The organism is Nonomuraea sp. NPDC052129 (genome assembly GCF_040680095.1).
GTDB lineage: Bacteria > Actinomycetota > Actinomycetes > Streptosporangiales > Streptosporangiaceae > Nonomuraea.
Map to the genome: position 1 here is coordinate 51690 of NZ_JBFAVX010000020.1, position 20763 is coordinate 72452.

The 20763-nt window shown below is 67.3% G+C and carries 14 protein-coding genes and 2 tRNA genes; 7 read left to right on the plus strand and 9 right to left on the minus strand.

Translation table 11 applies throughout. The features are described 5' to 3' along the window. The first annotated feature begins 1 nt into the window (after position 1). Positions 2–1687 (plus strand): serine/threonine-protein kinase, encoded by a 1686-nt coding sequence (locus AB0L53_RS35300; protein WP_364003443.1) that lies wholly within the window; start codon positions 2–4, stop codon positions 1685–1687. Here the strand turns inward: AB0L53_RS35300 and AB0L53_RS35305 are convergent. Further along, positions 1681–3033 (minus strand): hypothetical protein, encoded by a 1353-nt coding sequence (locus AB0L53_RS35305; protein WP_364003446.1) that lies wholly within the window; start codon positions 3031–3033, stop codon positions 1681–1683. The genes AB0L53_RS35300 and AB0L53_RS35305 overlap by 7 nt on opposite strands. Before the next feature lie 78 nt (positions 3034–3111). Between AB0L53_RS35305 and AB0L53_RS35310 the strand changes: the two genes are divergently transcribed. Beyond that, a complete protein-coding gene (locus AB0L53_RS35310; RefSeq protein WP_364003449.1) occupies positions 3112–3729 on the plus strand; it encodes a DUF305 domain-containing protein in 618 nt (205 codons plus the stop codon). Between the two features lie 277 nt (positions 3730–4006). On the opposite strand, the gene AB0L53_RS35315 is transcribed toward AB0L53_RS35310, so the two are convergent. Then, complete coding sequence (locus AB0L53_RS35315) at positions 4007–4423, minus strand: SsgA family sporulation/cell division regulator (RefSeq protein ID WP_020547189.1); 417 nt, start codon at positions 4421–4423, stop codon at positions 4007–4009. 427 nt (positions 4424–4850) lie between these two features. Between AB0L53_RS35315 and AB0L53_RS35320 the strand changes: the two genes are divergently transcribed. Further along, positions 4851–4925: transfer RNA gene (locus AB0L53_RS35320), tRNA-Val, on the plus strand. A 248-nt stretch (positions 4926–5173) separates the two neighbouring features. On the opposite strand, the gene AB0L53_RS35325 is transcribed toward AB0L53_RS35320, so the two are convergent. Then, entirely contained in the window at positions 5174–5398 is a 225-nt protein-coding gene (locus tag AB0L53_RS35325; RefSeq protein WP_357955675.1) for a hypothetical protein, read from the minus strand. Positions 5399–5646: 248 nt separating this feature from the next. On the opposite strand from AB0L53_RS35325, the gene AB0L53_RS35330 reads away from it, so the two are divergent. After that, positions 5647–7053 (plus strand): hypothetical protein, encoded by a 1407-nt coding sequence (locus AB0L53_RS35330; protein WP_364003452.1) that lies wholly within the window; start codon positions 5647–5649, stop codon positions 7051–7053. Positions 7054–7207: 154 nt separating this feature from the next. Then, positions 7208–7279 (plus strand) — tRNA-Pro (locus AB0L53_RS35335). A 77-nt stretch (positions 7280–7356) separates the two neighbouring features. Here AB0L53_RS35335 and AB0L53_RS35340 read toward each other — a convergent pair. The 6 genes from AB0L53_RS35340 to AB0L53_RS35365 all read right to left on the minus strand — a co-directional run bounded on the left by AB0L53_RS35340 (position 7357) and on the right by AB0L53_RS35365 (position 12103). Next, positions 7357–9537 (minus strand): hypothetical protein, encoded by a 2181-nt coding sequence (locus AB0L53_RS35340; RefSeq protein WP_364003455.1) that lies wholly within the window; start codon positions 9535–9537, stop codon positions 7357–7359. Positions 9538–9919: 382 nt separating this feature from the next. Next, positions 9920–10126: a hypothetical protein gene (locus AB0L53_RS35345; protein ID WP_364003458.1), complete on the minus strand. Its 207-nt coding sequence runs from the start codon at positions 10124–10126 to the stop codon at positions 9920–9922. A 2-nt stretch (positions 10127–10128) separates the two neighbouring features. Continuing rightward, complete coding sequence (locus AB0L53_RS35350) at positions 10129–10464, minus strand: hypothetical protein (RefSeq protein ID WP_364003461.1); 336 nt, start codon at positions 10462–10464, stop codon at positions 10129–10131. 107 nt (positions 10465–10571) lie between these two features. Then, positions 10572–11438, minus strand: coding sequence for a helix-turn-helix transcriptional regulator (locus AB0L53_RS35355; RefSeq protein ID WP_364003464.1), 867 nt, complete (start codon positions 11436–11438; stop codon positions 10572–10574). Next, a complete protein-coding gene (locus AB0L53_RS35360; RefSeq protein ID WP_364003467.1) occupies positions 11395–11931 on the minus strand; it encodes a DUF6879 family protein in 537 nt (178 codons plus the stop codon). The genes AB0L53_RS35355 and AB0L53_RS35360 overlap by 44 nt, the downstream gene beginning before the upstream one ends. Further along, complete coding sequence (locus AB0L53_RS35365) at positions 11915–12103, minus strand: hypothetical protein (protein ID WP_364003470.1); 189 nt, start codon at positions 12101–12103, stop codon at positions 11915–11917. Before AB0L53_RS35365 ends, AB0L53_RS35360 begins: the two co-directional genes overlap by 17 nt. 394 nt (positions 12104–12497) lie before the next feature. On the opposite strand from AB0L53_RS35365, the gene pglW reads away from it, so the two are divergent. Together pglW and pglX are read left to right on the plus strand one after the other, a co-directional pair. Next, positions 12498–17105, plus strand: a complete 4608-nt coding sequence (gene pglW / locus AB0L53_RS35370; RefSeq protein WP_364003473.1) for a BREX system serine/threonine kinase PglW — start codon at positions 12498–12500, stop codon at positions 17103–17105. Then, entirely contained in the window at positions 17102–20722 is a 3621-nt protein-coding gene (pglX, locus tag AB0L53_RS35375) for a BREX-2 system adenine-specific DNA-methyltransferase PglX (protein ID WP_364003476.1), read from the plus strand. Before pglW ends, pglX begins: the two co-directional genes overlap by 4 nt. The last annotated feature ends 41 nt before the right edge of the window (positions 20723–20763 follow it).

The window sequence follows — 20763 nt, forward strand, 5'->3', positions numbered from 1 at the left end:
GATGGCCGTCGATACACCCCGGCCGGGCGACCCGCTGCGGCTCGGCGGCTATCTGATCGTGGGCCGGCTCGGGCAGGGTGGGCAGGGCGTGGTCTACCTGGCCGAGAAGCCGGGTGGCGAGCGAGTGGCGATCAAGGTGATGGCGGGCGGCGTGGCGGGCGGCGTCGATCGCACGGCGCAGCGGGAGCTCGCCGCCGCCAGGCAGGTCGCCGAGTTCTGCACGGCCCGGGTGATCACCGCCGACCTCGACCATGACCCGCCCTACGTCGTGAGCGAGTACATCGACGGCCCCTCCCTGGAGGAGGTCGCGCCCCTGCGCGGCACGCCCCTCACCCGCCTGGCCATCGGCACGGTCACCGCGCTGACCGCCATCCACCGGGCGGGCGTGGTGCACCGCGACTTCAAGCCGGGCAACGTGCTGATGGCCCAGGACGGGCCGCGGGTCATCGACTTCGGCATCGCCCGGCTCGCCGGGCTCACCGCGACCAAGAGCGGGCTGGCCGGGACACCGCGCTACATGGCGCCCGAGCAGTTCGGCGACGGGCCCGTCGGGGCGCCGGCCGACGTGTTCGCCTGGGGCTCCACGATGGCGTACGCGGCCACCGGGCAGGCGCCGTTCGGCGGGGACACGATCGCCGCGGTCGCCTACCGGATCCTGCAGGGCGAGCCCGACCTGGGCGATCTGGCCGAGCCGCTGCGCGGGATCGTGGCCCGCTGCCTGGCCAAGGACCCCGCGGCCCGTCCCACGGCGCGCGGCGTCCTGCTGGAGCTGCTCGGTGAGGACCGGCGCTCGGAAGAGGCCGACGTGCTCGAACAGGGCGCGCTGGCGGCGGCCGACACCTTGGTGGCCGGGCCGCCGCCGGCCATCGGCACCGTGCGGGCGCTGCTGGCGCGCAGGAAGATGCTGGCCGGGGCGGGCCTCGCGGCGACGGCGCTGCTGGTCAGCGGGGTGCTGCTCTGGGAGCGGGCGGCCGGCCGCGCACCCATCACACCGGCCGCCGCCACCGGTACACCGTCATCGACGACCACCGGCGCGGCCGAGTCCCTGGTCCCCCCGCCGCCGGCCAAGCGCGCGGAGCTGGTCGCGGCCGTGGAGGCGGCGACCATCGTGACGCCGCTGGCCGACTTCACCTACTCGGGCGGCCTGAGCGAGAGCGCGTACGCCGGCCAGGCCCGGGGCCGGCTCGTGTTCGGCGCGAGCGATGACACCACCACGGACTTCGACATGCGGGTGGAGTCGGTCGGCGACAGCCGCCAGGTGGTCGTCATAGAGAGCTCCGACACACCGGCGGTCTACCTGGACGGCAAGCCGGTGAAGGGCAAGGAGGCGTCGGCGTCGCTCTACTTCGCCGAGATGCTCCCCGTGACCGCGGGCATCGGCGCCCTGCTCGACGTGATCAGCCTGACGCCGCGGATCAGCGCGGAGGGGCGGTCCTACTCCGGATCCCTGGTGACCAGCAAGGGCCCGCGGGCCCTGCAGGACAAGATCTCGGAGATCACCGGCGGGTGGACCGTCGACGACCTCGCCGACACCCAGCTCACCTGGAAGCTCAAGCTGGACCCGCGCGACAGGCCGGTCTTCTTCGACCTGTCCTGGCGCGCGCTCAACGCCAACATCCGGCTGGCCTCCTCCTTCGCCACCACCTACAGCAACTGGCGGGCGGGGACCATCACGGCACCTCAGTAGGACTTCTGGGTCTGGACGTTGAAGTCGTCCATCTTGACCTGCTTGGCCGGGTCGGTCAGCGGATCCTTGATCTCGATGACGTCCAGGCCGCCCCGGATGTCACTGGAGTAGATGTAGCCGTTGTAGTAATAGGCCGACCAGGACCCCGCGACGCCGTCGAACGGGGGCGGATCGAAGTAGCCGATCTCCTTGGCGTTGGCGGAGTCGGTGAAGTCCCAGATCGACACGCCGCCCTGATACCAGGACTGGACCATGATGTCCTTGCCCGGCACCGGGAGGAGCGAGCCGTTGTGGGCGACGCAGTTCTCGTCCTGCTCCTGCTCGCGCGGGATCTTGAAGTAGCCGCGCCGCTCCAGCTGGCCGTTCGTGAGGTCGTAGATCGCGTCCGCGCCCTTGGTCCGCGGCGTGTCCCGGTCGCAGGTCGGCGCGGAGCCGCCGCCCAGCTCGTCGCTGAACACCACCTTGGTCGCGTCGTTGTTGAACGTCGCCGAATGCCAGAGCTGGAAGTTCTCCTCGTCGCGTATCCGCTGGAGCAGCTTCGGGTTGACCGGGTCGGAGATGTCGAGCAGCACGCCGTCACCGAAGCAGGCGGCCGCGGCCAGCTTCTTCTCCGGGAACGCCGTGATGTCGTGGCACCCGGCGCCCGTCTCCTCGCGGTCCGGGAAGAAGTTCGGCCTTGCCACGACCTTGGCGGCTTTGGGGTCATTGGTGGGGATCTCCACGACCTGGAGGAGTTCGTGCGGCGGCGGGCACGTGTCCGACTCCGGCTCTGGGCCCGGCGACGACACGTACACGTACAGCGTCTCCCCGTCGGGGATCATCGTGTGCGTGTGCGAGCCGCAGTCGGTCGCGACGGCCGAGACGTACTTCGGGTTCTTCTTGTCGCTGACGTCGAAGATCCGCAGCCCTTCCCAGGCCTGGCTCTTCGTCGTGGAGGCGCAGCTCTCGTCGCTGCGCGGCTCGTCGATCGACAGGATCAGCAGGTCGCCGTAGATCGAGACGTCGTTCTGCTGCGCCGGGCAGGCGACCTGGCTGACGGTCTTGGGCTTGGTCGGGTCGCTGATGTCGTAGATCGAGAACCCGCCGAAGTTGCCCACGTACGCGTAGTCGCCCTGGAAGGCCAGGTCGGTGTTCCAGTCCATGGCGCCGTTGAGCGGAGCCGTGCGGGGCACGTGGGCGACCCGTTTGACGTTCGGGCTCGTCTTCGCGTCACCGGTCGGCTGGGCGGTGGTGAGGGGCTCACCCCCGTCTCCGGAGGGATCCTCCCCTCGCGGACCGGCGCTGCACGCGGCCATCAGCAGGAGTGCCGCGCACGCCGCCGCCACCCGTACCTTTCCGAAGATCACGCGCTTCCCTCTCGTTCCTGGGTCACTATGGAAGCTATGTCAGAAAGGTCCCGATCGCGTGCGCTCATTCCCGCAGTCTTGGCGGCACTCGTGCTGCCCGTGCTGTCGGCGTGCGCCCAGGAGGCGGAGCAGCCGTCCGCGATCGGCACCGACGCTCCGGTGATCGTCCCACAGGGCCCGGGCAGCCCCGCCCGCACGGCCACGCCCGGCGAACGCCTCGGCCAGCCGCCGCCCGCCCCGGCCGCCGCCGACGTGCGTTTCGCCGAAGGCATGATCCCGCACCACCGGCAGGCGCTGGAGATGACCGGCCTGGTCAAGGACCGTACGACGACACCGGCCGTACGCCGCTTCGCCGAGCAGATCGCCAGTGTGCAGCGTCCCGAGATCACCGTCATGTCCTCCTGGCTCGCCTCCCTCGGCCGCCCGGTCCCCGGCGACCACTCTCACGGCCCCGAGGGCTACGGCATGGCCACCCTGGAGGAGATGAACGCCCTGCGGGCCGCCCGCGCGGCCGCCTTCGACCGCCTGTTCCTGCAACTCATGGTCAGACACCACGGTGGCGCCCTGAAGATGGCCGGAGAAGAGCTCTCAGCCGGCACGGACCAGCCGATGAGGCGCATGGCGAGAGACGTCTACTCGGGCCAGAGCATCGAGATTACGAGAATGAAAGCGGCTCTGACCGAGATCACCCAATAATCCCAGCAAACCATCAGGAACCCGACATACCGTCTATGGTCATGTCGTCTATGGCGCGGACCTCGGGCACGCGTTCACTGGGACCCCGGCCTAATGATCAGACCCCGGGCGGCCCCGCACAAATCATGAGACCCCGGCCCAATCCCCGGACCGGGGTCAAGAATGCGCACGTAACGGCGCCCGGCCACCTCCACCGGAGGAGCGTGCCCCTGGACAGACCCCAGCCCTGTGCGGCGCCTGGGGCTCACCGTGCTCTGCCGTAAAAGATCAAAAAAGGTCAACTCGGCCAGAGCATATTGGTGAGTTCGGCGTCGAGGTCCATGAAGTCGGTCTCGCGGCCGGCGGGCACCTTCTCGTAGGTGCGGTGGAGGAACTCGGTCAGCGGCGCCAACGGCACCTCGAACAGTGCCTGGCCGAACGGCGAGGTCAAACTGATGTGCAGGGTGCGTTCGCCGTCGGCGCGTGCGGGCCATACCTGCACGTCGCCGTCGCCGACGCGTCTCACGATGCCAACTGTCAGCAACTCACGGGCAAAGATCCACTCGACCGGTTCGTCGTTCCCTACGTGGAAGGCCATGCGGATGGCGTACGGGTCGTCGGCCGTGTAACTCAGTCCGGCGAGCAGGGGGACGGTAGTACGGTCGGGGACCACAAGCCGAAGGCCAAGCTCGGCGGAGACGGTGGTGCTGTTCATCGTCAGCCAAACCTTTTCGTCGAAGGTCCCCTCTTCGGGGCTATCACTGCTCTGACGGACTTCGTCCTGAGCTATCACGCGGAACGAAGAAACCTGTAGGAAAGATTCCGCTCCTAGGCCCTTCTGTAACGCACATCACAGCTGGACATTTAGGCATCTACCTGGCTAAACGGCATCAATCGGGTCGTATTTACAAGGGTTTTGCGTGTTCGTGGAGCCTGCTCCGGGGAGCCCACCAAGAACGTTCCTTGAGAAAAGATCACGATCGGCACCTACCGGAACACGACGATGGTATGCCAACGAGCCGTCACGCCGATGGGCAACCGCACCCTTTCCCCGAATCCCCCTCCGAGCCTCCCGCCGCTTCGCCACCTGGTCCCGGAGTGCGGTATGGTTTTCCCGTCGGCGCCGCAAGGGGCCGCAGGGCGGGCGATTAGCTCAGCGGGAGAGCGCTTCGTTCACACCGAAGAGGTCACTGGTTCGATCCCAGTATCGCCCACCACGCTTGTCGCAGGCCAGAGGCTCGCTACTCATCATGAGGAGCGGGCCTCTTCTCATGTGTGCGTCGCTGGTGCGGCCACACGGGCGCCAGCTGGCGGTCGGCGATCACGGGTGACCGGATGTGGACACCGACCCGGTCAGTCCGAGACACCCGCTGTGAGCCGAGACCCCGTGGGATGTCGAGGCGCCCTGTGAGCTGAGACGCCCCGCCCACGCCCAAGATGGACAGGGCGTCTTCACGGCGCACCGCTACTTGGCGGCGTCGACGAGGTTGACGATGGCCACCGCGGCGCGGAAGTGCTTGTTGCGGCCGAGATCGCCGATGGTCTTGATGTTGAACGCCTTGGCCAGCGACTCGGCGTCGGCGTCGCTCACCCCGGCGAGCGCGCTCACCGGGGCGGCGGGCAGCTTCTCCAGCTCGTACTTCTCGAATGCCTTGTCGAGCAGCTTGTCGAGATTGGCGTTGATCGTCATGGCGCACCTCCGTGCGGTGATCGGACAGCGGGTCACTGCATATCCCACGGGGAGGTTTTCAGCCTTGTCGTGATCCGCCCTGGAACGACCCGGCCACCTTTCCTGGTCATGAGAGTGGCTTGCCGAATCTCTGGAACCGGTGGCGGACGACCTCCGGTCACACGGTCAGGGCTTGGCGGACATCGGGTCCGGCCCGCGCGCCGGCAAATCGTTTGAGGCGGGATGGCGCGGACGTGGATGATGGGATCATGGAGTATCGCGAGGCCGACGGCCGCGTTCCAGCCCGCCGGGTAGTCCTGGTGGAGCTGCACGGCTCGCTGGATCGTCGATACCGGCCCGAGGACGTGGCCGACCTGGTGCTGCGGGCCCTGGACGGGAGCGTGTCGCGCCGTGAGCGGGTGCTGCTGGAGCGGGCGGCCAAGCACTCGGCCCGTCGACAGGGCTGGTTCTCCTCGATGTCCGCCGACTACGCCCGGCCGGTCGGCGGCGCCCGGCAGGTCGCCGCCGCCACCCGGCTGTTCGACCGGACCGTGGAGGTCGACCCGGACGATCCGGAGTCGTTGCTGGAGTTCGCCGCGACCATGGGACGCGACATCCGCTGGACGCCCCAGCGCACCGACTTCCTGGCCGACCGGCTCAACCGCGACGCGCGCGAGACGGCGGGCATGGAGCTGTCCAAACGGCAGTACAACCGTCGTTTCCGGATGCTGCGCCGGATCGCCGCCAAGACCGCCACGCTCGGCATCGAGCAGGACAAGCGTCGCCTGCTCATGGTGGGCGTCACCGGGTTCGGCACCGATATCCCGCTGGAGCGCTTCCTGGCCGACGCCGACGCGGCGTGCTTCGTGGCCTACTTCACCGCGCGGCGTAAGCTGCGCCGGGAGTTCAGCCTGTCGGGGCGGGAGAACCCGTTCGACGAGATCGCCGCGATGTCGCTGAAGCGGTGTCTGGCGGGCAGTGACTGGTGGATGGTCGCCCAAGTCCGCGCCTCCCCGGACGTGCTGGAACACCTGAGCGAGCAAGAGCGAGGCAGGCTGCTGGGCCAGTGGTCGGCGGTCATGCGCCACAGTGCCGACCTGCTGCGCGAGCGGTGGAATCCGGACACAGACCGGACGACGATGATCGTACGGCGGGGCGATGACTCCACCACCTGGAACAACCTCGCCACCGCCTACAACGCGGCCCGTTCCGGCTGGCTGGCGTGTCTGGCCTCGCTCGGCGCGCTCGACCTCCTGGAGGTGGCCTGCCCGGGCAAGACGATGCGGCTGATGGCCAGCGACCTGGTTGCCTGGCACAGCGGTGACGTCGATCCCAATACCGCGGTGTGGGCGGCGTTGCCGTTGCCGTGGGAGGTGCTGGACGGGAGCGCGGACTGCACGCGGACCGAGGTCGAGGCGGCGTGCCGTACGGCGAAGCTGGATCCGGAAAGATCCGGTTGGACGGCGCCCGCGGCCAGGCGCGGCGTGGCCGTCTTCCGGCCGACGCCCGAACTGGTGCACGGGGTGAGCATCGCCGACCCGGTCTGGGCCGGGCTGCTGCGCCGGGCCGGGGTGTTCAGCGGCAAGCACATCAAGCCGGAACTGGCCGACGATGCCACGCACGGGCTGGCCTCCGGGGTGGTGGTCAGCGACCTGCCGATCAAGGACACCCCGTGATGCGAACCCGGTCGCCATTAATCCGTGGTGCCCGTGGAGATGATCGATTAGGTTGAGAGGCGGCCCACTTGGTTCAGCGGTGGAACGCCTGGCTCTTCGTCCGGGCGGCCGCCGGTTCGAGCCTGGTCGGCGGCGCCTCGCACGATGGCATGGCCTTGCTGTAGCTCAGTGGTAGAGCGCCCGGCTCGGGACCGGGTGGACGCCGGTTCGAGCCCGGTCAGCGAAGCCTCCATCGACCTGGCCCGTGAGGAAACGGGCAGAGCCCGCGTCGATTGCTCCATCGAGGGCATGCGCTGTCGCGGGTCAGGGCAGGTTGAGCGGCGTGGTGACGACAAGGTCCCAGTCGTCCCAGCCTGCGACGTCCATCCAGGTGATCACGGGCCGGCCCTGGCCGTTCAGCGCCATGGCCAGGCGATTACCACCGCCGCGCCGGATCGTCGTAACCGGAGTACGAGTGCAGCGTGTTCCCGTGCAGGTGGCGATGACGATCCGTTCGCGGTCGAGGTCCTGGTAGGCCACCAGCGCCCGCCCGTTCCGGTCCAGCACCATTGCCGGCGCAGTGTTGCGACCGGGTTCGGCCAGCGTGACGCTGTCGGCCTTTGAGCACTCGCGGGTGTGGCAGTCGAGCAGCTTGATCGCGCCGTCGCTCACGTCCAGGTGGGCGACCAGCGGCCGCCCGTCGGCCTGGACCACCATGGCGGTGTCGGCTCGGTGGGCGTGGTCGGAGTAATCGGGCGAACCTTCCCGGACGGGCTGTCCTAGGCGTGTCCGGGCGCAGGCGGGATCGGCACAGGAGATGACGAAGATCGAGCCGGTGTCGCGGTCGAAGCGCAGGACAACGGGGCGGTCGTCGGGACCCACGCCCACGACGAGGCCGCGCCTGTCGACTCTGTATCTGTCGGCGGGAAGCTTGGCGATCTCCTTGGTGCGTGGATGGGTGCAGGCCGGATCATCGCAGGTGGTGATCGAGAGTGATTCCTTGTCGATGTCACGCGCGCTGAAGGGATGGTCGTGGAGCTGGGCGACCAGCAGGCCGCCGCCGGGCCGTGCCGCCAGGGCGACCGTCCTGTGCTGGACGGACGACGTCACCTCCGTGATGGGCTTGCCGCCAGGGGCTGGGATGCAGGCCGTCGCGTCGCATATCAACAGCCGAAGCCAGGCGCGCCATTTGTCGTAGTCCAGGATCAGCCCATCCTCGTCCGCGCCCTCCTGCGTCCACGTCGACACGACGAGACGGCCGTCCGCCAGCCGGGCGCCCGCCGCTGTGAACCGGCCGGCGACGCCGACTGGCTCGGCCCAGGTGAACCGGGTTTGAGTGCAGTTGATGTCCATGCAGGTCAGCAGCTTCGCCTCGGCGGAGTCGTCCATGAGCATGACCATGCGCCCGCCTGGCCCTACGTGCAGGGCTTGCAGGTCCGACGCATGGAGTTGCGGCTTTGGACGTCCGTCCTCCTCAGAAACCTGGGAGTCCGGGCCGCGTGACCAATTCTCTGTGACGGCCGTCTCGGAGACCACCAGCCAGCCGAGCGGGTTGATCAGCACCGCGCCGCAGTACAGCAGGCCGGGCAGGATCAGCGCCATGAGCACCGGCACGCGCCTGACCGGGCGTGGCGTGCTCGCCGGCAGCCCGTCGACGATCTCCTTGAACTCGTTGATCGTCCCCTTGAGGACCAGGCGGTGCAGGAACAGGCGGGCGATCACGGCCGCCTGGAACGGCACGGTGATCAGCGCCAGTACGAAGCCGGCCACGGCCGGCACAATGGGCAGCCCGGACACCGCCCAGTTCACCGCCCGCGCGGCCAGCGCGGGTAAAAGCACGACGCCGAAGGCCAGCGTGAGCGGCGTCGCCCAGGAGGCGCCGGCCGTCAGCCGGTAGGCGCGAGCGAGCGAGCCCCTCGCGGACCGGCCCTCCAAGACCATGGGCGCCACGGCCAGCAGGCACGGCATCGCGGCCAGGGCCAGGACCGCCATTACGGCGTAAGCCGTGACCTGCGCCCCGGTCCACATGAGAATGCCGAGCCCGGCCGCCAGAGCCGCCGTGAACGCCACCACGCCGACCAGGACGAGTACCGCCGTCGCGGGCCAGCGCCGGGCCGCGGCCCGCATCGCGTCGGAGGTCGAGACGTCCTTGCCGACCAGTCGCCCGGTGGCGAGCATCACCGTTGCGGGCAGCGCCACCGTCTGTCCGGCCACCAAGACGACCAGCACCGCCGCCGACCACGCCAGCAAGGACATATCAGGCGCGCCGATCAGCTCGAAGTCGTCGTTGACCACCGCCGCCGACCCGTCCGCGAGCAAAACCAGCGCCGACGCCGCAAGCAGGCCGATCGGCAGGAATACCGCCACGGCGGGCACCGCGAGCCGGATCAGGTGCCGCACCGCGGTGGCATAGGCCAGCCAGACCACGCCGCCCCGCCGTAGCTCGTCCCGGGCGTGCGGACGGCGATCGTTCGCACCGTCGCCCTCGGGGCGCTCACCGGTCAACCGGCTCGTTGCTTGTTCCGCCGCCGCAGGTGAAACCGATCCTGGGCGGGCTCTGTGAGGAGATGTGTCGCTCCCACCCCCGCGGCTCGAAGATCCAGGGTGTACGAGCAGGATCAGCGTCTGCACCCAGACGCAGGCCCGCGCCGGCCTGGCCCGCAGCTTGGCGAACAGTTGATCAGGCCCGGACATGGAGGCCTCCAGCAGGACAGGGGATGGCCGTGAGCCTAGATTCCGCGCCGTCCGTGAAGGATGCCGAAGACCCCTTCGGCATCGGATCGAACCCGCCGCTGGACGCGTTCCGTACTCCAACCGCGCTTTCGGCCTGCTGCGCAGTGCGGAGAGCGGGCAGGAATGAAGCGCCGCCGATACACGGGGCGGCAGGTCAGGCCGCACCTCGCAGCCGGGCAGGGCGTCGCGCGGGTTGGGCTTCCAGCTCCAGGTGCTTACGCAGTTCGTCCAAGGTGGCTCCGCACCGGACATTGGAGAGCCCGCTGTGTGCGGGGACCGTGGCGATGCGGACCGCGTACCAGCCCCCGCCGGCCGCGTCTGAGATGTCCCAGCCGGGGAACGCGCTGATCAATTCGCGCAAGCTCACACCCATGGATACGCACCGGGAGTCGCTTCGGAAGGCGGGTGCGTGGCGCGAAGGTCCGCATAGCGGAGCGCCACGCGGCGGCTGGCGCGCGTCGGGTCCGCCGATGGATGCCACGCGTAGACGGGTCTCGGGTGTTCTCCGTTCCAGCCGACACGCCACCAAAAGCGAAGCCCGTCCGACCAGACCACCAGGTCAACCCATACGGATACCAGCGCCAAGCCGTACCCGCCGTGCAAGTCGGCGGCGATGCCCTCTTGTGCGAGTGCCTGCCGTAGATGGTCGGCCGCGACGATCGGCGAAACGCCGGCGAGTTGCGGTGCGCGGGTCGCCACGATGCATTCCTTTGTCCGCAGGTTCGAAGGTGCCTCCACGCTATGAAGGAAACAGGGGGTGGGCAGACTATTCGAGTCATGGAATAAATCGCGAGTCGGAATAACCGCTAGCTTCCGTGGCGGAATTCTTCGGCCCATTGGGTGAGTAGCGCGATGGCTTCGTCTCCGAACCGCGCATAACTTACGAAGAGCGAGAAAAGCTCCCGGTGGTAGGCGATATCCCGGGGATCCCGCATGATTATCGCGCCGGCGAACACCTCCGCAGTGGCCAGCCGACTGTCGTAGACCGTGAATGTGCTCAGCGGCCCCTCTGGCAGGTGCGGTTGAGCCACGGGGATGACGCCTAGGCGGATATTGGGAAGAACCGCCAGCGATGCCAGACGACCAAGTTGGACCGCCATGACATCCGCCGGGCACAGAGGCCAGCGCACTGCCGCCTCGGTGAGGACGAAGGTGAAGCTCTTGCTCCGGTCGTACAGGACGGCCTGCCGCTCCAGGCGCTTGGCGATCGCCTGGGTGAGGTCGCCGGGGTTGCCGGCCAGGCTGGCCCGAGCGTACTCAGGTGTGTGCAGGAGGCCAGTGATCATGGTCGGCAGGAAGTAGCGCAGTTCGGTCGAGTCCGCTTCGATGGCGGCCAACTCGCGTTGACGATGACGTAGGCCGCGCCGAAGGGTAGAGCGCCAGTCTTGGAACTGCGTGTTCGCCAGTCGCGTGAGAGAGGTGATCTCCTCGATCATGTCAGGGGAAGCGTTCAGGGCGCGCAGGATGCGCTCGACGTCGACTGCGGAGGGCAGGACTTTGCCTGTCTCGATCTTGGAGATCTTGCTCTGGCTGATGCCGCTTCGAGCGGCCAGTCGATCTCCGGTCAGGCCCGATGCCCTCCGCAGTTCGCGCAGCGCGGTGGCCAGATCGTCGCGCCGCCGGCCCAGTTCACTCGGTTCGAACACCGCTCCTCGGTCCAGCCTGATACTCATGGAAAGGCACCGAGTGGCGCAGGGCTACATCCCGGTATTCGATGAAACGCGCGATGTCTGGACGGTCCAGTAGTTCGCGTCCCACCTGAACGCCGTTCGGGTCATACTCCATAAGAACCACATGCTTTTCGTCGAACATCCAGAAATCGAAATCCGGTATGCCTGGATGGGGAGTGTTGGTGAGATCCGCAATCCTGACGTCTTCGCCGGCTCGTGATGTGTGCCTATACACCGCGAATTCATAGCGCAGGTAATCGGAGAGCGGTCGGGTGAGAGCGTGCACTCTGCCTATCGTGCGTCCTGAAGCCCTGAAGTCACGCACCCGGGCCAGCCACGCGTCGTCGTCCGGGATGTCCAGCCGTCCTGTGGTCAGAAAGGAGGCGAACTCTTCCTGCTCGCCCGGCATGGAGTAGACCGCGCGAGTCTCCAGGCGCCAGGCCGAGGTCTGGAAGCCGTCGAAGAACTCGCGCCAGGCGTCACCCTCCAAGCGCACGTGCGGCCTCCAGGAGGACCTTGGCCGGAATGCTCACGACCGACTCTCCCTCGGGTGTCTCCCGATCGACGGTGTAGCCCTGAACGGCCACCATGCCGCTGTGGGGCATCGTGAAGACGGTCGGGCAGTCATCCCGACCGCAGTCGCCGCCCGCGATCTTTACCAGGTGCATGGTGACCTCCTGTAGTCGATTGCTCACTCGGAAGTTAAGTCGAGGATTCCTCGCGGTCAATGCCGTCCGGAATATTCGTGAGTTGGAATATCAGCGCGGCACACCATGTCGCCGTGCGGCGCCAGGTTCGATCCTCGTCCAGGAAGGGGAAGAACAGATCAAGTGGCTCCACATCGCCCGCCTCGCGTTCGATCTCAGCGGCCCAGCCCGAAGGACTCGTTCGACCGGGGCGCTCCCACCGCGCAGGACGCCTGGTCCACAATGGACCCCGGCGAGCGAGCGTCTTTCTTCCATGAATTCCTCAAGTGTCATACCCCGCAGATAAGCTCTTTCAGTAAGATCCGGTCTCTGATCAGAGGCCGATGAAGGTAGCGACGACCAGCGGAGTAGACGCATGCTCGAAGGTCGGTGGATCACAGTCACCGAGTCCGAGTTCGACCATGAGCGTCGTGGGCTGGAGGCCATCCGCGAGAAGCTTCCCAACGCCGAACCCTGGCGGGCCTGGTCCAACTTCACCTTCACCGCGCAGGCGGGTCATGTGCGGGAAGTTGACCTTTTGGTCGTGGCTCCCGGCGGCGTCTACATGATCGAACTGAAGGACTGGCACGGCAGTGTCACCACGGAGAACGGCACCTGGGTGCAGACGACGCCAACCAGTCGCAGGGTCCCCCATGGCAACCCGCTTCACCTGGTGAACAAGAAGGCGAAAGAGCTCGCCGGGCTGCTGGGAAGTCATGGCAAGCGAGTCTGGGTGAGCGAGGCGGTCTGCTTCACCGACGCGTCGCTGAGAGTGCGCCTGTCACCTCATGACCAGAACGGCGTCCACACGGTCGACGAGCTTGTAGAGATGCTGCAGCAGTCGGCGCGCGATGATCGGCGGCGGATCACCCACACCGACTCCCGGGAGATCAAGTCCACCCTGGAGAAGATCGGGATCCGGCGCAGTGACGCAGAGTACAAAGTTGGTCCCTACCTGCTGGAGCGCAAATCCTTCGACACCGGTCCGACCTGGGCCGACTACCTCGCGCGTCATAGCGAACTGCCAGAGGCAGCGCGCGTCCGCATCTATCTCCGAGAGCGAGGATCGGATGCGTCCATCCGCCAATCGGTGGAGAACGCCGCGCGTCGTGAGGCCGCCATCCTGCGCCGATTCCGCCATCCCGGAGTCGTCCAGCTCAAGCAGTACGATCCTTCCGGACATTCGGCCGGCCCCGCGCTGATCTTCGACTACCACCCGCATACCCTGCGTCTGGACGAATATCTGGTCCAGTACGGCGACAAGCTCGACATCTTGGGTCGGATGGCCTTGGTCCGGCAGCTCGCGGAGACCATGCGTTCGGCGCACTCCGGCCGCATTCACCACCGTGCTCTGGCCGCGCGTTCGGTACATGTGATCCCTCGCAACCGGGGCGGCGAAGGTCGGGCCTTGGGTGAGGAGGCCGCCTGGCTCTCCCCGCAGCTGCAGATCTCCGACTGGCAGATCGCCACCCATCGCAGCGGCGGACAGCCGCAGGGGACACCGAGGTTCGCCCCCACCGCCCTGTCGGCGATTCATCTGGCGGAGGACTCCGACCCGTATCTCGCGCCCGAGTTGACCGCGCTCAATGCCGACCCGATCGCCCTCGACGTCTACGGGCTGGGCGTCATCACCTACCTGCTGGCCACGGGTCAACCCCCGGCAGCGACCCAGGCCGAATTGCTGGCCCGGCTGGAGGCGGGGGAGGGGTTGCGGCCCAGCGCCCTGGTGGACGGCTTGTCGCAGGACATCGACGAGCTGGTCCAGGCCGCCACCGCCTATCGCCCCGGTCAACGGCTCTCCTCGGTCGATGAGTTCCTGGAGATGCTGGAGTGCGTTGAGGACTCGCTGACGACCCCTGAACCCGGCACGGCTGACGAGTCACCGGAGAAGGACCCGTTGGAAGCCGTCGCAGGTGACGTCCTGGCCGGCCGCTGGGAGGTGCGGCGAAGACTGGGCACCGGCTCGACCGCCCGAGCCTTCCTCGTGCGTGACCTGCAGGCGAAAGCCCGGGGCGGCTTCGCCGTACTGAAGGTCGCCCTGTCGGACAACCGCGGGGACGTTCTGGTTCGCGAGGCCGAGGTGATGGGACGGCTGCGGCCGGACTCCCGGATCATCCGCTTGGTGGAGCCCGAGCCGCTGGTCATCGGCGGCCGCACCACGCTGGCCCTGGAGTATGTCGGCGACGAGCGTGATCCCGGCGCGGCGGCCGAGCCGGGCAGCGTCAGCCGCCGTCGCGAGGAGACCGTCGCCCGCCAGCTCCGTGAGGGCGGGCGGCTCCAGATCGACCAGTTGGAGGCATACGGCGACTATTTGTTCGGCGCTGTCGATTTCCTGGAGGGCGAAGGAGTCTGGCACCGCGACATCAAGCCCGACAACATCGCCATCCGGGTGCGTCCCAACCGCACTCGTGAGCTGGTTCTGATCGACTTCTCGCTGGCCGGATACCCGGTTCGGGAGACGGACGCGGGCACCGACGGCTACCTCGACCCGTTCATCGGCACGCTGACCCGCTCGGTCTACGACGCTCATGCCGAGCGCTACGCTGTTGCCGTTACGTTGCACGAAATGGCTTCCGGGGAACTGCCGCAATGGGGCGAGGGCAAGGTCTCCGCCCGGCAGACAGAGCCGAAGGAGAGTCCCTCTCCGGCCATCGCCGTGGACGCCTTCGACCCGGCGATCCGCGACGCGCTGGCGGCGTTCTTCGCCAAGGCCCTGCACCGGGATGTCGCCGAGCGCTTCCCCGAGCTCAAGCCGATGCGGGATGCCTGGAAGAAGATTTTCCTCGACCTGGCCGAGTCCAAGCCGTCCAAGCCTCGGCTCTCCCGACACCCGGCGCCCGATTCGACGGCCGAGAAGGACGCAGCTCCGGCGATCTCCGACGCTGAGCCGGAGTCCGCTGAGCAGCAGCGCGACCAGCTTGCCGCCGAAGCCACCCGCGACACCCACCTGTCGGCCGCCGGCCTCACCCCCGCCGCCGAGCAGTTCCTTTACGGCCTGGGCGTCACAACGGTGGGCGGACTGCTCGACTTCAGCCAGCGCGGCCTGGTCAACGCTCCCGGTCTGGGCGCCAAGACGCGCAGCGAGATCCAGCGCCGTCAGCGTGAGTGGGGCGAGCGGCTGCGCCTGGTCCCGATCTCCCCGCTCAGCCCCGAAGGCCGCAGGAAGGCCGATGAGGAGCTGAGGCAGGTCAGCGCCGCGGAAGCCTCGGTGGCGACCACCCTGGCCACAGGCGAAAACGCTGACATGTTGCCGCAACGCACCCTGCGTTCGGTCAGCCTGGACACCTTGGCCACCCTGCTCGTGCCCGAGCTGAAGAAGAACGGCTCGAACGGCAACGAGGTGGAGATGGTGCGGCTGCTGCTGCGCCTGCCCGACGAGCGAGGCGAGCTGCCCCAGCGTATTGGCGCGTGGCCGAAGCAGAAGGACGTGGCCGAGGCGCTCGGACTCAGCGCCGGGCGTATCCCGCAGATGCTGAAAACCCAGCGCGTGCGCTGGCAGAAGATCCCGGTGATCTCCGCGCTGCGCACGGAGATCCTTGAGCTGCTGGCCGAGCTGGGTCGCGTCGCCTCCGCCGCCGAGATCGCGGATACCTTGGCTGTACGGAGAGGCACTCGGTTGCTGGGCCGCGACCGGCGTCGAGCCCTGGCTCTGGCAGCGGTCCGAGCCGTGGTGGAGATCGAGCAACTCGATCCGGCCGCCAGCGCGTTCCGTCATGTGCCCAACCGTGACGCCACGCATGAGGGTCTTGGCGCGGGTCTGCTGGCCATGGAAGTCGGGGACACCGACAGCCCTGACACCCCGTCCGCCCCAGGACTGCTCGACTACGCCCAGCGGCTGGGCAAGGTCGCCGACCGGCTGGCCAAGCTCGACGCGCTACCGACGGCGACCATCGTGTTGAGCGAGCTGGGCGCGATCACGCCGCCGCCCGGGACGATCGACTGGGACGAGCGCCGGATGGTCGCGCTGGCCGCCGCCGCCTCCAAGAATGCCGCCGTCACGCCACGACTGGAGATATACCCGCGTGATCTGTCGCTGGTGCGGGCACTGCGGCTCACGCAGGCGGGTCTCGTCCGCCACATCCCCGGCGTGCCGCCGGAACGGCTGCCGGGCCTGACCGCCGCCGATATCCACGAGCGTGTGCTCGCCCGGTTCCCGGAGATCACCTGTGAGGGCAAGTCGGAGTTGCCCGTCGGAGGCCTGCTGACCAAGGCCCTGCGTGAGGCCGGGTTCGACCTCACGCTGTCCACCCGCGAGGACACAAGAACCGTCCGCTACCTGCCCACTCGCGTCGAGACAGACACGAGCTACCTCTCCATGGGCGCCTGGCGGCAGGCCACCCGACTCAGTGCCGCCAACCGTTACGCCGACGATCCACAGCTCGCGGGCGCGGTGCGCGCGGAGGAGCGGCTCGCCGTGTCGGCGGGCCGGGACGGGTTCCGGATTCTCACCGTGCGGGCGGGGTTGAGCCAGATAGCGCTGGACGGCCTCGTCGGCGGCAGGTTCGGAGCCGAGGTCACCTCGGTGACGGAGCTCTTCCTGGAGGCCATGCACGAGCTGGTGCAGCCGGGAGCCAAGCCGACGTGGGACACGATCCTCCGGGCAGACGTGGCCGAGCGCGGCAGCCGGGCGGCGCTGAAGTTCGCCGAATACACCCGCACGGCGTGGGGCCGGATCGAGCCGCAGGTTAAGGAGCTGCTCAGCAATGGCTCTGGTCCGGTGCTGCTGCGCGATGCCGGGGTGTTCGCCCGTTACGACGGCATGGGCGTCCTCGACCGGCTGGCCGCCTCGGCGCGGTTGGGCCGTAGGGGACTGTGGCTGCTGTGCCCGCAGAACGACCCGGCTCGCGAGCCACGGATCGGCACGGTAGCTGTGCCATACCAGGCCGGGTTGGGTGAGTGGATCGAGTTGCCGGACTCGTGGGTGCAGAATGCCCACCGAGGCGGCGAGTTTGCTCAGACGACGCGATCGGGAGACGCCAAGTGATCGACAGCGAACTGCTGCGGGACCACCTGAAGGCCCAGGTCAAGGCTGTCGAGGTCGACCTCGGCAAGCAGGTCAAGGCGGTGGCGGAGGTCGGGTCACGGTTGCGTGCTGAGTATGACGAGGCTCGCAAGCTGGGGCGTACCGCCGCGACGTGGGGTTCCTGGCTGGACGAGCGGGTGACGCAGGTCGCAGTGGCGTGGGTGCTGGGTACGGTGTTCGTGCGCTTCTGCGAGGACAACCGGCTGATTCCCGAGCCGTATCTGACGGCACCCGACCCCGAACGACGTGACCTCGCGCAGGCTCGCTATGACACCTACGTCGAGGAGGACCCCGACCCGACCTATCGTGGCTGGCTGGAGCAGTCTTTCGCCGAGTTGGGCGAGGGGCAGGCGGGTGAACTGCTGTTCAACCGCAGGCACAATCCGCTGTTCCAGATCCCGCTGTCTCATGATGGGGCGCGGGAACTGGTCGAGTTCTGGCGTCAGCGGGACGAGGCGGGTGCTCTTGTTCATGACTTCACCGATCCGCTGAACGCGGACGGCACCGAAGGTTGGGACACGCGGTTCCTGGGCGACCTTTACCAGTGGATGTCGGAGGACGCGCGGAAGACGTACGCGCTGCTTCAGACGCCGGAGTTCGTGGAAGAGTTCATCCTCGACCGCACTATGGAACCGGCGATCCGGGAGTTCGGCTTCGAAGAGCTGAAAATGATTGACCCGACCTGTGGGTCCGGCCACTTCGTGCTGGGCGCCTTCCGGCGGCTGGTTCGTTTGTATGGCGAGCGGCACGGCGACCGTGACCTAAACGAGCGGATCAGAGCAGCTCTGGATTCGGTTCATGGCGTTGACCTCAACCCGTTCGCGGTTGCGATCGCCAGGTTCCGATTGCTGGTCGCGGCGATGGCCACCGCCGGGATGCGGACGATGCGAGAGGCCGCGAAGTACGAGTGGCCCGTCCACCTGGCTGTCGGAGACTCATTGATCAAGGCCCGGCAGCTTCCGCTGACCTTGGGTGACGAGATTCCGGGTGACCTCCTCGTCGACTTTGCCTATGCGACCGAGGACGTGCACGAGCACCCGCACATCCTGGAGCCGGGCCGCTATCACGTAGTCGTGGGCAACCCGCCCTACGTGACGGTCAAGGACAAGAAGCTCAACGAGCTGTATCGGGGCCTCTACCACGCTTGTGCGGGCAAGTACGCGCTCTCGGTGCCGTTCGCGCAGCGCTTTTTCGAGCTGGCTAAGCGCGGTGGCGACGATGGGCGTGGCTATGGCATGGTCGGACAGATCACGGCCAACTCGTTCATGAAGCGGGAGTTCGGGACCAAGCTGATCGAGGAGTTTTTCGCCCACAAGGTCGAGCTGACGGAGGTCATTGACACCTCAGGCGCCTACATCCCAGGTCACGGCACGCCGACTGTCATCCTCATCGGCACCCGGCGTCCCGGGCGCATGAGGGGCGAGACCGTCCGGACGGTACGAGGAATCCAAGGAGAGCCATCTGCGCCAGAGATCGCCGAGGACGGGTTGGTCTGGCGCGCGATCGTCGAGCAGATCGATCAGCCGAACCCAAACAACCGGTGGGTGTCAGTGGGTGATCTCCAACGTGAGCGCTACTTCGGTAAGCAGCCATGGATCCTGGCTGATGGCGGTCTTGAGCTCAATGAGGAGATCCAGTCGAGCAGCCCGTCCACTCTGAAGAGTTTGTTGTCTCGCGATATCGGTTTCGCCAGCTTCCCAGGCCAGGATGACGCCTTCATCAGCACGCCTGAGGCGCTTCGCCGTCGAGGGATTGACGAAACGGTGTCGAGGCAGCTCATCCTTGGCGAAGTCGTGCGCGACTGGAGCACTCACTGCGTAGAGAATGCGATCGCTCCGTATGATTCAAAACTAAGCCCGTTGCCTTATGACGAGGCGAGCGGCTGGGGGCGATGGCTTTGGGGGACGCGAAGCCACCTCCGCTCTACAACTGACTTTGACGGTAAGACTCAGAACGAATTGGGCAAGCCATGGTGGGCCTGGTATCGATGGGTTGCCGATCGGTATAGGACGCCGCTGTCGATCACGTTTGCGTTTGTGGCGACGCATAACCACTTCGTGCTCGACCGTGGTGGGAAGGTGTTCAAGCAGTCCGCGCCGGTGATCAAGCTGCGGGAGGGGGCAAGCGAGGAGGAGCATCTGCGCCTGCTCGGCCTCCTCAATAGCTCCACCGCCTGCTTCTGGCTCAAGATGGTGAGTCAGGAGAAGGGCGGCAGCGGTCTGGGGCGTGGGATCCAGAGCGAAGCCTGGGAAGAGCGATATGAATTCACAGGAACCAACCTTGAGGAGTTTCCGCTTTCCACTGGGTATCCAATCGAACTTGCGGCTTTGCTGGGCGAGCTCGCGCAGCAACTCGCCGCGACAAATCCGACCTCGCCCGTTTCCGGCGCAGTGCCGACGGCCGCCGATCTCCGGGAGGCCAAGGCGAGATGGCAGGCTACCCGCAGGCAGATGATCGCGCTGCAGGAAGAGTTGGACTGGCAGGTCTACTCCCTCTACAACCTCCACGTCGAAGATCTGCGCGCGCTCGAGGACGCCGTGCCTGAGTTGACGCTTGGCGAGCGGGCCTTCGAGATCGTGCTCGCTCGTAGGGTTGCCAACGGCGAGGCGTCCGGCGAGTGGTTTAAACGGCACAACTCCATACCCTGCACGGAAATCCCCGAGCACTGGCCGGATCCGTACAAGCAGATCGTGCAGAAGCGGATCGACGCCATTGAGTCGTCGCGGGCGATCGGGATGGTGGAGCGGCCGGAGTACAAGCGGCGGTGGGCGACCGAAGGCTGGGACGTCCTACAGGAGAAGGCGCTGCGTTCGTGGTTGCTGGACCGGATCGAGGCGCGTGAGCACTGGTTCGACGAGAATGGGCAACCTGCGATCCTCACGCTGCCTCGCCTCGTCGATGCGCTCTCGCGGGACGGCGACTTCGTTTCCGTCGCCGCGCTCTATGCCCCGCGCCGGGATCTGGCGGCGGTCGTTGCCGATCTGCTCTCCACCGAGCATGTACCGTTCCTGTCCGTGCTTCGCTACAAGCCGAGCGGGCTGAAGAAGCGTGCCGACTGGGAAGAGGTCTGGGACTTGCAGCGCCAGGAGGACGCCGCGCCCGAGTTCTCCAACGATCCGGACGTGAAGACCAAGCGGCGGATCCGCGAGTCGATCCCGACGCCGCCCAAGTACGGCTCGGCAGACTTCCTGCGCGCTTCCTACTGGTCGGCGCGGGGCAAGCTCGACGTGCCCAAGGAGCGCTTCATCTCCTACGGCTCGGTCAACACTCAGACCCCCGACCTGTACGGGTGGGCCGGCTGGGACCACCGGGAGCAGGCTCAGGCACTTGCCACCTATTTCACCAACAACGCCCTGACAACTGAGGAGATCACCCCGTTTCTCGCGGGTCTACTCGAACTTCAGCCGTGGCTCTATCAGTGGCACAACGAGTTCGACATCACCTACAGCGGTTCTCCGGCGGAATTCTTCGCTGCCTACCGCCAGCAGATCCAGGGTGACCATGGGCTGACCGACGACAACCTGCGGAAATGGGGCCCGGCCAAGCCGGTTCGCGGTAGTCGTACAAGAAAGAGGTGATCAGGCCCCGGCCGCCGCGACGCGCTGATTAGTGATCTGTG